Below are 13,613 nucleotides of genomic sequence, written 5' to 3' on the forward strand. Positions count from 1 at the left end.
CGGCTCAATGCTAGCGCACCAAACCGTTTTTTATCGGATCAAAAGAGATATATCTGGACGAGATTACATTCTCTTAAAGATAAGTGACCCATTTGTCCCACCAAAACCAAATGAGTTACATAAAGCATATTCCATATTCTCAACTTTACGAGCCGTATGCGGTACGTAGTCAAGATCACAGCCTTCATCTGGATTATCTAAGTTAATCGTTGGCGGTACAATTTGATCGACCAGTGTCATTGCCGTAATAATCGCTTCAACTGACCCTGCAGCGCCAAGCAAATGGCCTGTCATTGATTTTGTTGATGACACTAATACTTTCTTGCAAGCTTCTTCACCAAGAGCACGTTTAATACCTAGCGTCTCTGCCATATCGCCTGCCGGTGTTGAAGTGCCGTGAGCATTCACATAGCCAATTTGCTCACCAGTGATCCCTGCATCGCGAAGAGCAGCTTCCATAGCAAGCGCACCACCAGAGCCATCAGCACTTGGTGACGTCATGTGATACGCATCACCACTCATGCCAAACCCTACGATTTCACAGTAAATTTTGGCACCACGAGCTTTTGCATGTTCGTATTCTTCAACCATCATCATGCCAGCGCCATCACCAAGAACAAAACCGTCACGATCTTTATCCCAAGGACGTGAAGCAAGATGTGGTTCGTCATTTCGGCTTGATAATGCTTTCGCAGCCGCAAAGCCGCCCATCGCAAGTGGTGTTGATGCTTTCTCAGCGCCACCTGCTAGCATGGCATCAGCATCGCCGTAAGCAATCATACGCGCAGCATGGCCGATATTGTGCAGGCCTGTAGTACAAGCAGTTGAAATCGCGATATTTGGACCGCGTAGACCATTAATAATCGATAAGTGACCTGCAATCATATTTACAATGGTTGATGGCACAAAAAATGGGCTGATCTTACGTGGGCCTTTTTCTTTTAATCCAACAGCAGCATCTTCAATAATTCCGATGCCACCGATACCTGAACCAATCGCAACACCAATACGGGCATTGTTTTCGTCAGTCACAACAATGCCTGAATCTTTAAATGCTTGAATACCAGCTGCAATGCCGTACTGGATAAATAAATCCATCTTACGCGCATCTTTTTTAGACATGTACTCTTCGCAGTTGAAGTCTTTTACTAGACCTGCAAAGCGAGTACTAAAATTAGTTGTATCAAAATGTTCGATATTAACAATACCGCTTTGACCTGCTAATAGGGCTTTCCAAGAGGAATCAACAGTGTTGCCGACCGGTGACAACATCCCCATGCCTGTAACTACTACACGACGTTTGGACACGATTTTTTCTCCGGAGATTTATAGAGAGAATAAGAGAGATAAAATAGAAGAGATACTAGATAAAACTCAGGCGGTCTAGGAGACCGCCTGGGGATGTTATTATTACTGTGCGCTGTTTACGTAGTCGATCGCAGCTTGAACAGTAGTAATTTTTTCTGCTTCTTCGTCAGGAATCTCAGTATCGAATTCCTCTTCTAAAGCCATTACTAGCTCTACTGTATCCAAAGAATCAGCACCTAGGTCATCAACGAAAGAAGCTTCATTTTTCACTTCTGCTTCATCTACACCTAGTTGTTCAATAATGATTTTTCTTACGCGTTCTTCGATGTTGCTCATTTTTCTTTTCCTATTACAGAGAGTTCGCTTAAATGCGATGTTGTCAGTAGTTTATTCAAACTTTGAAAAGTTGCAAGGGTGACCTAGCTGGTCAAACCACAATTTCTCACTTTTTGACTGAAATTTAATACATTTTTGACCTAAATCATGCCTTTGGTGATAAAAACACCACCAAAACGACTTAAACCATGTACATACCACCATTTACATGCAGCGTTTCGCCAGTCATGTAAGCCGCATCATCAGAAGCTAAAAATGCAACAACTGATGCAATTTCACGCGGATCACCTAATCGGCCAGCTGGCACTTGTGCAAGTGTAGCAGCACGTTGGGTATCATTCAGTGCTTTTGTCATATCTGTTTCGATAAAACCGGGGGCAACAGTATTCACAGTGATGCCACGAGAGGCAACTTCACGAGCCATAGATTTAGTAAAACCAATCACACCGGCTTTTGCTGCTGCGTAGTTAGCTTGGCCTGCATTCCCCATGGTTCCAACAACAGAGCCTACATTTATAACACGACCGTGGCGTTTTTTCATCATGCCACGCAGTACCGCTTTAGATAAACGGAAAATAGATGTTAAATTGGTATCTATAATATCTTGCCATTCGTCATCTTTCATACGCATTAACAAGTTATCACGGGTAATACCTGCATTATTAACTAAAATATCAATGCCTCCAAACTCGTCATTAATCGCTTTAATTGTGTCCGCTACAGAGTCAGAATTTGTAACATTTAATGATAAGCCTTTACCATTATTACCGAGATAATCACTGATAGCTTGCGCACCAGATTCACTTGTTGCAGTTCCAATAACGGTAGCACCGCGCTCAACTAACAACTCAGCAATAGCTCGACCAATGCCACGACTGGCGCCAGTTACTAATGCAATTTTACCTTCAAGGTTCATCTTATGTCCTTAATTTTCACTAAAATAACCGCTATCTATTAAATAACAGTAACTTAAATATTATACGCGTGCAGCATCAAGTGAAGCTACGTCATTGACGGCTTGCGCTGAAAGGGTTTTCACGATGCGCTTAGTCAGACCCGTTAGTACTTTACCTGGACCAAATTCTAAAAGATTCTCAATACCTTGTTCACTGATGCTGACCACACCTTCAGTCCAACGAACTGGGTTATATAGTTGGCGGACAAGTGCATCTTTAATTTTCTCAGGATCCGTTTGAGCAATAACATCAACGTTATTAATAACAGGAATGGTCGGCGCACTAAATTCAATATCAAGTAATGCTTCTGCTAATTTATCAGCAGCTGGCTTCATTAATTCACAATGCGACGGTACAGATACAGGAAGAGGTAAAGCTCGCTTTGCGCCAGCTTCTTTGCATAAGACACCGGCACGTTCAACAGCGGCTTTATTACCCGCAATCACAACTTGACCAGGAGAGTTAAAGTTTACTGGTGAGACGACTTCTCCTTGCGCCGCATCGTCACATGCTTGAGCAATAGCCGCATCATCTAAACCAATAATTGCATACATAGCCCCGACACCAGCAGGTACGGCTTGCTGCATTAATTCACCACGAAGAGCGACCAGTTTGATAGCTTGTTTAAAATCAATCACTCCTGCACACACTAGAGCAGAATATTCCCCTAAACTATGGCCAGCGATCACTTGAGGCTGAGCACCACCCACTTCATTCCATACACGCCAAATCGCAACCGATGCAGCTAACAATGCCGGTTGAGTACGAAACGTTTCGTTTAAATCTTCAACCGGTCCATTTTGTACTAGTGCCCAAAGATCATAGCCTAATGCTTCTGATGCTTCTGAGAACGTTGATTTAACAACCTCATATTGCTCACCAAGATCAGATAACATACCAACCGTTTGTGAGCCTTGTCCTGGAAAAACAACAGCAAACTTACTCATCGCAAATTTCCTTTTAACTAAGTAGGATGTGTAGAACTAGTAGAAAATCCACACATAAAAAAATTAGAACTTAACGAGGGCTGAGCCCCATGTGAATCCACCGCCAAATGCCTCAAGCAGCAACATGTGACCACGTTGAATCCGTCCATCACGCACAGCTTCATCTAATGCAGTAGGGACAGTTGCTGCTGACGTATTACCATGGCGGTCTAGGGTGACCACAACTTGATCTAAAGACATCGCTAACTTCTTAGCCGTTGCAGAAATAATACGTAAATTAGCTTGATGTGGTACAAGCCAGTCAAGCTCATGTTTTGCCATATCATTCGCAGCCAACGTATCTTTCACTAATTTAGACAACTGAGTCACTGCAACTTTAAAAACTTCATTACCGGCCATATGTAACCAAGCATCAATGCTCTCGCCACGCTTGGTTTCTTCAAGGCTTAATAATTCGCCAAAACGACCATCGGCATGTAAATGAGTTGAGATAATACCTTTATCTTCTGTTGCGCCTAATACTACCGCTCCCGCCGCATCACCAAATAGAATGATTGTCGAGCGATCCGTTGGATCACACGTTTTTGACAACGCATCAGCACCAATTACAAGGACATTCTTCGCAATGCCAGATTTGATATGCTGATCAGCAACAGAAAGTGCATACACAAATCCCGTGCATGCTGCAGATAGATCAAATGCAGGACAGCCTGTAATACCAAGCCTTGCTTGAACCTGACATGCAGACGATGGAAACTTATGACTTGCCGTACTTGTCGCGAGAATGATCAGGTCTATATCGTTTTTATCAATGCCTGACATCTCAATAGCATTAACTGAGGCATGATAGGCCATATCCGCTACAGACTCATCTGGTGCAGAAATACGACGTTCACGAATACCAGTGCGAGTAACAATCCACTCATCAGTAGTATCCACCATTTTTTCTAAATCGGCGTTCGTACGCACATGTTCTGGCAAATAGCTGCCAGTGCCTAAAATTTTGCTATTCATGAAGACTAATAATGCCTCTCGAGTAATACCGCTTCTAAACGATCACTTATACGGCTTGGGACCTGCTGTTTGACTTCATATACAGCCTCACCAATCGCATTGATAATGGCAGACGTATCCGCTTGCCCATGGCTTTTAATAACAATTCCGCGTAATCCTAGCAAACTTGCGCCATTATACTGGTCGGGGTTCAATGTTTTTAGCTCATTAAATAAGCTAGAAAATATTTTTTTTGCAATCCAACCTTTTATTGTCGATGAGACAAAGTGATTTTTCACTTTATCTAAGAATAGATGCGCTACGCCTTCACAAGACTTCAGGCACACATTACCGACAAAGCCATCGCAAACTATCACATCAGCGACATCATAAAAAAGCTGATTTCCTTCGATATAGCCACAATAATTAATTTCTTTCGTTTGTAAAAGAAGTTCAGAACAACGCTTGACCAAATCATTGCCTTTAATTTCTTCCTCACCCACATTTAAGATAGCAACTCGAGGTTGATAGTTAGTATGAACCTCTGCTAGTGCACTTCCCATCACGGCAAACTGAAATAAAGTATCGGCATCAACAGATATATTTGCACCGAGATCAAGCATCCATGTGCGCTTTCCTGTTATCGTAGGTAATGCACTGACTAAGGCTGGTCGTTCTAAACCTGGTAATAATTTTAGACGAAATTTTGACAACGCCATTAAAGCGCCAGTATTGCCACCGCTAACACAAGCATCTGCTTCTGTGTCAGCCACTAAATCAAGCGCAATACGCATTGAACTTCCGGCGCTATTTCTTAACGCTAAAGATGGCTTTTCACAGTTAGATATACATTTATCACTGTGTTTAATGACGAGACGATGACTCGGATAGTACCCGATAGATGTCAGCTGCTGCGTGATAAGATCACGGTCACCGACAAGAATAACTTTCAGCTCTGGGAAATGTGACAATGCCTGCACGGCGGCAGGCACTGTTACGCGAGGACCGAAATCCCCGCCCATTGCATCAAGTGCAACGGTTATAGTTTGCAAAGGTCAACCTTACTTGTTGATAACCTTTTTGCCACGGTAGAAACCGTCAGCAGTCACGTTGTGACGTAGGTGAGTTTCACCTGAAGTTGCATCTACAGATAACGCACTAGTTGTTAGTGCATCATGTGAACGACGCATGCCACGCATTGAACGTGATTTTTTGCTCTTTTGTACGGCCATGACCCTACTCCTTTGTTTTAAACACTGACACTGCTTTACACAGTATTAGCGCTTTAAATTTTTTAAAACATCGAAAGGATTCGGCTTATCTTCAAGAAGTTCTTCCGGAAGTTTACCAAATACCAAATTGTTTGATTTAACGCTACATTCAGATTCGTCATGCATTGGAATTTGAGGTAATTCTAGAATGAACTCGTCTTCCACCAGTTTAATCAAATCCAACTCACCGTACTCGTTTAGATCTACCAAATCATACTCTTCGGGTGCGTCTTGTTCACTTTTCTCATTATAATAAGGAGTACAAATGAACTCTACTTCACACAAATGGGCGAAGTTTTGATTACAGCGTTGACATTCTAATTCAACTTCAACGTTAGCTTTACCAGAGATAACGGTGAGTCGTTGTTCATCCAACTCAAAATTCAATGTAACTTCTGCGTCGCGTTTGACGCCTTCAGTCAACTCGGCAACTCGCTTTAATAAACTGCTTTGGATTATACCTTGATAATCTAAACGTTTTTGGGCAGATTTTGCTGGGTCCACTGTACGCGGTATTTTTACCTTTTGCATAGGGCGCGAATATTATCCTTCAAAACAAATTTAGTCAAAGAAAAAGGCAAAAAACTTACACATTCTTCTTACCAATTTTCATTTAAATTTTCGCTCGCATCAAATGTATATGACGAGAGCAGCCAATTGCTTTATCGTAACGATTATACTTTCATAGCAATACAAAGAATCATTATATGCAACATACAAACTTGATTTTAGCATCCACTTCCATTTACAGAAAAGCGCTACTAGAAAAATTAGCCGTTCCTTTCACTGTATTAGAACCACAGTGCGATGAAGCACCACTTACTGGTGAGAATGCCCAACAATTAGTCACACGCTTAGCACAAAAAAAAGCACAATCTTGTCGGTTAGACTTGGCTAAAACCAACATAGTTATTGGCTCTGATCAAGTCTGCATCATAGATGATGAAATAATAGGTAAACCACTCAATCGTGAAAATGCCGTTGCTCAACTTTCACGTTCTAATGGTCGTTCCATTACCTTTTATACAGGTATTGCCGTTTATAATTCAACCACAAATAAATGTGATGTTGAATTGGACACTTTTATCGTTCATTTCCGCAAGCTCAGCCTTTCACAAATAGAAAATTATGTCGATAAAGAACAGCCTTTCTATTGTGCGGGTAGTTTCAAAAGCGAAGGTCTTGGCATTGCCTTATTTGAACGCCTCGAAGGAAGTGATCCTAATAGTTTAATTGGCCTTCCACTTATTACATTGATCAATATGCTAGAAAAACAAGGTATCACTATTTTATAAACGGTCACAATAAACCTATGACCTTATAAACCACAGCACTTAAAACAACCGTTATGGTTTTACGCGTAATTGAGCAAGCGTAGCTTCTAATTTAGCTTCCATCGGCGCTGATATATCCATTTTCTCATCTGTTGCAGGGTGAATAAATTTAATATTTGCAGCATGTAAAAACAATCGATTCAACCCTATTTTAGCAGTATACGCATCAAAGCGACGGTCACCATAGCGGTCATCCCAAGCAATAGAATGACCAACATATTGACAATGAACACGGATCTGGTGAGTACGGCCAGTGATCGGGCTAGCTTGAACCAATGTAGCTTGCGCAAATTCTTCTAATACTTTGAATCGCGTTTCTGATGCTTTGCCATTGGGGTTAACACGGACAATACTATTGACTTCATTTTTCAGTAATGGCGCTTTCACAACTCTGCAACTTGGCTTCCATTGCCCCATAACTAAAGCAAAATAATATTTTTGAACGGTTTTTTCTCGAAATTGAGCTTGCAGATGGCGCAGTGCTGAACGCTTTTTAGCCACCAGTAATATACCGGAAGTATCACGGTCAATACGATGGACGAGCTCCAAAAAACGAGCATCAGGCCGCAATGCCCTTAAAGCCTCAATAGCGCCAAACTTCAACCCACTCCCACCATGAACCGCTGTTCCTGAAGGCTTATTCAGAATAAGTAAGCTGTCATCCTCAAAAATAATACAATTTTCCAGCTCAGAAACTTTATCTAATTTAGTGCTTATTTGTGGCGCTTCCTCTTCCAGTGTGATTTTCACAGGAGGAATACGGACCGAGTCACCAGCTTGTAATTTATATTCAGCTTTTATGCGTTTTTTATTTACACGCACCTCCCCCTTTCGCAAGATACGATAGATCATGCTTTTAGGGATTTGTTTAAGTTGATTACGCAAAAAATTATCAATTCTTTGCCCTGCCATATCGGCATCAATCTCAATAAATTTTATTTCAGTTTTAATTTCGTTCATAACGCATATTCTATCATTCAAACCTCTACATGTGTCACAAGTATAAACAATAAATTACCCCTATTTTATCCCTATAGCATTCAATTATATTGTGACAGTACAAAAAAACTATCGAATTAAAACCAAACCATTGATAAATATGGAAAATCTATATTAATAAAATAATACTACCCCATAGTTGAACGAAAGTTAATCACAGGTTTTCCTATTTATTTACCCGCTTTATTAGAAAGCTGATTGCTGATATTTCTTCTCACTGTTATAGTTCATATCTGTAAAAGGTGGTTCGAACATTTTCCATACAATTTGATACCACCTTATATTACAAATTTGAGTAGAAAGCTTCTTGAGTGTGTGCTGCATTAGGCGTAAGACACAACACGAAGAAGGTCAACTTATCGCCTACTCACGTAACCAATGAAGAAGTAATACCGACCTGAATCGGACCAGGCCTACTATCGATTAAAGATAATGGTCTGGTGACTATTGTGCCCCAGAGCATCCCCTATACAGCCGTGAGGCTGAAGCCAAAGCCATGGGATCTGGCACCTTTGGACGACTAAAGCGATAAGCAATTATCACGAAGAAAAACAACGAGAAATGACAAAATGAAAAGAATGTTGATCAACGCGACTCAAAAAGAAGAGTTGCGCGTCGCATTAGTTGATGGTCAAAAACTGTTTGATTTAGATATCGAAAGTCCTGGCCATGAATCTAAGAAAGCAAATATTTATAAAGGACGTATTACACGCGTAGAACCAAGTTTAGAAGCTGCATTTGTAGACTATGGTGCTGATCGTCACGGTTTCCTTCCCCTTAAAGAAATTGCCAAAGAATACTTCCCTACTGGTTATACATACCAAGGCCGCCCTAGCATTAAAGAAGTGCTAAAAGAAGGTCAAGAAGTCATTGTACAAGTAGAAAAAGAAGAACGAGGTCAAAAAGGTGCAGCCTTGACGACATTCATTTCTCTAGCTGGTAGCTACTTAGTTCTAATGCCTAACAACCCTCGTGCTGGCGGTATTTCACGTCGTATCGAAGGTGATGAACGTACTGAGCTTAAATCAGCGTTAAGCACTTTAGAACTACCACAAGGCATGGGCTTAATTGTCCGCACAGCAGGTGTTGGTAAAAGCGCAGAAGAACTTGAGTGGGATTTAAACATTTTACTTAAGCATTGGTCTGCAATTAAAGATGCTTCTGATACTGAATCAGCTCCATTCCTAATCCACCAAGAAAGCAATGTCATCGTCCGTGCTATTCGTGACTATTTACGTCGTGATATTGGTGAGATTTTAATTGATAGCAATACTATTTATGAGCGCGCACGCGATCATATCCAACTCGTTCGACCTGATTTCGTTTCACGCGTGAAAAAATATGATGGTGATATTCCTCTATTCACTCACTATCAGATTGAAAGTCAAATTGAATCAGCTTTCCAACGTGAAGTTCGTCTACCTTCTGGCGGCTCAATCGTTATCGACCCAACAGAAGCATTAACGTCTATTGATATCAACTCTGCTCGTGCAACTAAAGGCAGTGATATTGAAGAAACCGCACTAAACACCAATTTAGAAGCGGCCGATGAAATTGCACGTCAATTACGCCTACGCGATCTAGGTGGCCTTGTTGTTATCGATTTCATTGATATGACACCAGTGCGTCATCAGCGTGAAGTTGAAACACGTATGCGTGATGCTGTTCGCATGGACCGAGCTCGTGTTCAAATCGGCCGTATTTCACGATTCGGTTTATTAGAAATGTCTCGTCAGCGTTTAAGCCCTTCTCTTTCAGAAGCTAGCCATCATATTTGTCCTCGTTGTACGGGTACAGGTGTTGTACGTGATAATGAATCACTAGCTCTTTCTGTTTTACGTCTAATTGAAGAAGAAGCACTAAAAGATAACAGCTCACAAGTTCTTGCTGTAGTTCCTGTCCCTATCGCGTCTTACTTATTGAATGAAAAACGTAAATCTATTCAGCACATTGAAAAATACCAAAATGTTAACATCATTGTGGTTCCTAATGCTGATATGGAAACTCCTCACTTTGAGGTTATGCGTTTACGTGATGGTGAAGAGCACCAGATTCTATCTTATTTGATGCCTCAGCGTATTGAATCAATTAAAGAGTCAGAAAGCCGTGAGCCAATCGCAGATATAAAACCTCGTCGTATTGAAGAGCCAGTACTGAAAGGTTTCGCTGCGTCCGCTCCAGCACCTGCTGCGACGGCTAAACCAGTAGCAGCTGAACCGAAAAAAGTACAACCAAAAGAAAAATCTACTGGTTTCTTTAAGACCATTACAAATTTCTTATTCGGTTCAAATGAAAGCGAAAAAGAAGCACAAACAAAAGAAGCACCTAAACCTGCGACAGCGTCAAGCCATCATAATAAGCGCAATGAGCAATCAAATAATCGTAACTATAACAATCGTGACCGTAATGATCGTAATAATGATCAACGTAAACGACGTAAGCCGCGTGATGAGGATCAGCTAGATAAAAAAGCAGATCAGGATGTTCGTCAGGAAAGAAAACGTAAGCCTAAACAAGATAAAAAGCCAGCAGCGCCTAAAGAAACCAATAAATTGGTAGAACAGGGTCAAAAAATTGCGGCTGAAGCTCAAGAAGCGGCTGTAACTCCATCTCACGAAGAGAAGACAACACAAGTTAAACAGCGCCGTCAACGTCGTCAGATGAAGAAAAAAGTCCGTGCTAATCCACAGACTAAAGAAGATGATGTCGTGATAGCGATCGATGCGTCTCAAGAAGTTGCACAAGAAAACGCTCCTGTTAATCAAGAAATAGAAGCAACTCAAGATAATAACGTTGAAAATATAGAGCAAAAAGAAGATGGTCAGCAACGCCGCAATCGTCGCTCTCCTCGTCATCTTCGTGCTAGTGGTCAACGTCGTCGCCGTACTCGTGATCGTCGTCCTAATCCATATCGTTTACGTATTGGGGGAGTTGCATCTCCTGAGATGGCTATGGGTAAAGTTTGGCCTAAATACACAGAGCAACTTCAACCGATTGCAGTAGAAGTGGAAAAATCAACTGAAGAAGCCACTGTCGATAATAATCTAACCGCTACATTTGGTGGTGTTGCTTGCCCTGAAATGTCGATGGGTAAAGTAGTTATTTATCGTCCAAAAGCATCTGTATTAGAAACTTCAACAGCATCGATCAGTAATGTTGACGTAGTAATACCTGTTCTTGAAGAAGAGACTCCTACGTTAGAAATTGCACCTGTAGTAGATAATTCTGTTGCTGAGACGCCTGCGCCATCTGTTATAGCGCCGACAGAGATTATCGAACCTCAAGAAAAAACTGACGTTGTTGAAGAAGCTTCCGTTGCTACACCTGATAAAGCTGTAGTAGCAAAAGTAACACCGACAACAAATGCTAAAGTACAATCTTGTGCTAGTGCTCCAATGGCGAAAGCCTCAGGTTCTGGTGAATTGAAAGATATTACCATTGTCGCAGCGTCTTTCCGCGAGTCGACTTACTCGGGTAAAGTTGCCGGTAGTGACGCAGCAACAAAGCAAGCGTCATCTGCAATGTCAAAGACTCTTAGTTAAGCTTTAACTGACTTTACATTGCTAGCAAACCTAAAAGGCCACTGTTGAAAGTGGCCTTTTTCATTTTCTCATCCTAAAACATCAACCATAGTAGTTTCCTGATAGAGAAAATAACCACCTAGAAATGTTGCAGTTATTTCCACCATTCTGTAACATTCGGTTTCAAAATCACCCGCCCATATATTTGACTGTAACCTTTCGACACTCCGTTTCTACAGCTCAAAACATGGCAATTTCATTTACTTAAAACTGAGAATACATGTTCGAATTTCCACAAGTCTCCACTCAATCTGTTAAAAATGATGTTTTGTCAGGCTTAACCGTCGCACTAGCCTTAGTTCCGGAAGCCGTAGCGTTTGCCTTTGTAGCTGGCGTTGATCCAATGGTGGGCTTATATGCCGCCTTCATTATGGGATTGATGACCGCCGTCTTTGGTGGCCGCCCAGGTATGATTTCTGGTGCAACAGGTGCAACAGCTGTCGTCATGGTCAGCTTAGTCGCCATGCATGGCATACAATACTTATTCGCGGCAGTACTTCTCGTTGGTGTATTACAAATCACGGCCGGAATATTAAAGCTAGGTAAGTTTATTAGAATTGTGCCACACCCAGTTATGATAGGTTTCGTAAATGGTCTTGCAATTGTTATTTTCACTGCTCAATTAGGCCAATTTAAAGCACCCGATTTGAATGGTCTTATGACTTGGTTACCTCAAGATCAAATGTTTATTATGCTTAGTTTGGTAGCTCTTACCATGGGTATTATTTTCTTTTTACCCAAATTAACCAAAGCCATCCCATCCTCTTTAGTCGCTATTGTGACTGTGACTGCAATTACTCAAGTTTTTAATCTAGACACACGAACTGTCGTTGATTTTTTACGTACCATGTCTGGTGACCCTAGTTCAACCCTAGCTGGTGACTTACCGACCTTCGCACTTCCTGCCGTTCCATTTACTTTTGAAACGCTCAAGATAGTGTTCCCATACGCACTTATCATTGCCTCTATTGGTTTAATTGAATCACTATTAACACTTACTGTGGTAGATGAAATGACCAACACGCGTGGTAAAGGCAATCGTGAATGTATTGGTCAAGGTCTTGGTAACTTAACCTGTTCTGTCTTTGGTGCTATGGGCGGCTGTGCCATGATTGGTCAATCAATGATCAACATTAACTCTGGTGGCCGTGGTCGTTTATCAGGTATCACCGCTGCCATTGCTCTACTTTGCTTTATTTTATTTACGGCAACTTGGATCGAGATGATCCCGCTTGCGGCTTTAGTTGGCGTGATGTTCATGGTGGTGATTGGCACCTTTGAATGGGCAACGTTCAAATTAGCTCGCCGCGTACCAAAGCAAGATTTCTTCATTATTATTTTAGTGACAATTGTTACTGTTATGACAGATCTTGCGGTTGCTGTCGGTGTTGGTGTGATTGCTTCTGCACTTATGTTTGCTTGGCAACACGCAAAACATATCAATGCGGTAACCAGTATTGATGAGGAAGGATCTAAAGTGTATCAAATCAATGGTCCGATTTTCTTCGGTTCAGCGGCAAACTTTGCCGAACTGTTTAATGCTCAAAATGATCCACAAGACATTATTGTCGATTTCGCTCAGTCGCGAGTAGTCGATCATTCTGCCATTGAAGCGATTGAAACCGTTGCAGACCGTTACTCTAAACTTGGGAAAACACTGCATTTACGTCATCTAAGTCAAGACTGTAAAACGCTACTCCATAAAGCAGGCAGCTTAGTCGAAATTAACATTAAAGAAGATCCTACCTACAAAGTTATTGATAATTTATTAGCAGATTAACTTCTTCTCTTCTCTTATCTAAATAAAACCCAGCCACCGTGCTGGGTTTCTTTTACTATCATCCCCTGACATTAATTGATAACATTTTCACTCCTTTTACTTCAATAA

At 41.3% G+C, this 13,613-nt stretch carries 12 protein-coding genes; 3 read left to right on the top strand and 9 right to left on the bottom strand.

What is annotated here, in order from left to right; all coding sequences use genetic code 11:
* Nucleotides 1-63: 63 nt before the first annotated feature.
* From fabF to yceD, 8 genes are all read right to left on the bottom strand, one after another.
* The gene (gene fabF, locus HC725_RS00425) at nt 64-1,308 is read right to left on the bottom strand and encodes a beta-ketoacyl-ACP synthase II (protein ID WP_190329791.1); all 1,245 of its coding nucleotides are present in this window, start codon (nt 1,306-1,308) and stop codon (nt 64-66) included.
* A gap of 102 nt (nt 1,309-1,410) precedes the next feature.
* A complete protein-coding gene (gene acpP / locus HC725_RS00430) occupies nt 1,411-1,644 on the bottom strand; it encodes an acyl carrier protein (protein ID WP_153447360.1) in 234 nt (77 codons plus the stop codon).
* A gap of 181 nt (nt 1,645-1,825) precedes the next feature.
* Entirely contained in the window at nt 1,826-2,560 is a 735-nt protein-coding gene (gene fabG, locus HC725_RS00435) for a 3-oxoacyl-ACP reductase FabG (RefSeq protein WP_190329792.1), read from the bottom strand.
* A gap of 60 nt (nt 2,561-2,620) precedes the next feature.
* Entirely contained in the window at nt 2,621-3,547 is a 927-nt protein-coding gene (fabD, locus tag HC725_RS00440; protein WP_190329793.1) for an ACP S-malonyltransferase, read from the bottom strand.
* 63 nt (nt 3,548-3,610) lie between these two features.
* Complete coding sequence (locus tag HC725_RS00445; protein ID WP_190329794.1) at nt 3,611-4,561, bottom strand: beta-ketoacyl-ACP synthase III; 951 nt, start codon at nt 4,559-4,561, stop codon at nt 3,611-3,613.
* Between the two features lie 5 nt (nt 4,562-4,566).
* The gene (gene plsX, locus HC725_RS00450) at nt 4,567-5,592 is read right to left on the bottom strand and encodes a phosphate acyltransferase PlsX (RefSeq protein ID WP_190329795.1); all 1,026 of its coding nucleotides are present in this window, start codon (nt 5,590-5,592) and stop codon (nt 4,567-4,569) included.
* A gap of 9 nt (nt 5,593-5,601) precedes the next feature.
* A complete protein-coding gene (gene rpmF / locus HC725_RS00455; RefSeq protein ID WP_190329796.1) occupies nt 5,602-5,772 on the bottom strand; it encodes a 50S ribosomal protein L32 in 171 nt (56 codons plus the stop codon).
* Nucleotides 5,773-5,817: 45 nt separating this feature from the next.
* A complete protein-coding gene (gene yceD, locus HC725_RS00460) occupies nt 5,818-6,342 on the bottom strand; it encodes a 23S rRNA accumulation protein YceD (protein WP_190329797.1) in 525 nt (174 codons plus the stop codon).
* Nucleotides 6,343-6,518: 176 nt separating this feature from the next.
* Between yceD and HC725_RS00465 the strand changes: the two genes are divergently transcribed.
* Nucleotides 6,519-7,106: a Maf family protein gene (locus HC725_RS00465; RefSeq protein ID WP_190329798.1), complete on the top strand. Its 588-nt coding sequence runs from the start codon at nt 6,519-6,521 to the stop codon at nt 7,104-7,106.
* Between the two features lie 51 nt (nt 7,107-7,157).
* Here the strand turns inward: HC725_RS00465 and rluC are convergent, their stop codons facing one another.
* Nucleotides 7,158-8,105, bottom strand: a complete 948-nt coding sequence (gene rluC / locus HC725_RS00470; RefSeq protein ID WP_190329799.1) for a 23S rRNA pseudouridine(955/2504/2580) synthase RluC — start codon at nt 8,103-8,105, stop codon at nt 7,158-7,160.
* 608 nt (nt 8,106-8,713) lie between these two features.
* Between rluC and rne the strand changes: the two genes are divergently transcribed.
* Entirely contained in the window at nt 8,714-11,686 is a 2,973-nt protein-coding gene (gene rne, locus HC725_RS00475) for a ribonuclease E (RefSeq protein ID WP_190329800.1), read from the top strand.
* A 259-nt stretch (nt 11,687-11,945) separates the two neighbouring features.
* Nucleotides 11,946-13,505 carry a SulP family inorganic anion transporter gene (locus HC725_RS00480; RefSeq protein ID WP_190329801.1) on the top strand — a complete coding sequence of 520 codons (1,560 nt, stop codon included), beginning with the start codon at nt 11,946-11,948 and terminating at the stop codon, nt 13,503-13,505.
* The last annotated feature ends 108 nt before the right edge of the window (nt 13,506-13,613 follow it).

It is taken from the genome of Vibrio sp. S17_S38 (assembly GCF_014694375.1).
Classification (GTDB): domain Bacteria; phylum Pseudomonadota; class Gammaproteobacteria; order Enterobacterales; family Vibrionaceae; genus Vibrio.

What these genes read in the sequence shown, in the direction of transcription:
- acpP (WP_153447360.1), bottom strand. Translation starts at nt 1,644, where the DNA reads ATGAGCAACATCGAAGAACGCGTAAGAAAAATCATTATTGAACAACTA.
- fabG (WP_190329792.1), bottom strand. Translation starts at nt 2,560, where the DNA reads ATGAACCTTGAAGGTAAAATTGCATTAGTAACTGGCGCCAGTCGTGGC.
- fabD (WP_190329793.1), bottom strand. Translation starts at nt 3,547, where the DNA reads ATGAGTAAGTTTGCTGTTGTTTTTCCAGGACAAGGCTCACAAACGGTT.
- HC725_RS00445 (WP_190329794.1), bottom strand. Translation starts at nt 4,561, where the DNA reads ATGAATAGCAAAATTTTAGGCACTGGCAGCTATTTGCCAGAACATGTG.
- rpmF (WP_190329796.1), bottom strand. Translation starts at nt 5,772, where the DNA reads ATGGCCGTACAAAAGAGCAAAAAATCACGTTCAATGCGTGGCATGCGT.
- yceD (WP_190329797.1), bottom strand. Translation starts at nt 6,342, where the DNA reads ATGCAAAAGGTAAAAATACCGCGTACAGTGGACCCAGCAAAATCTGCC.
- HC725_RS00465 (WP_190329798.1), top strand. Translation starts at nt 6,519, where the DNA reads ATGCAACATACAAACTTGATTTTAGCATCCACTTCCATTTACAGAAAA.
- rluC (WP_190329799.1), bottom strand. Translation starts at nt 8,105, where the DNA reads ATGAACGAAATTAAAACTGAAATAAAATTTATTGAGATTGATGCCGAT.
- rne (WP_190329800.1), top strand. Translation starts at nt 8,714, where the DNA reads ATGAAAAGAATGTTGATCAACGCGACTCAAAAAGAAGAGTTGCGCGTC.
- HC725_RS00480 (WP_190329801.1), top strand. Translation starts at nt 11,946, where the DNA reads ATGTTCGAATTTCCACAAGTCTCCACTCAATCTGTTAAAAATGATGTT.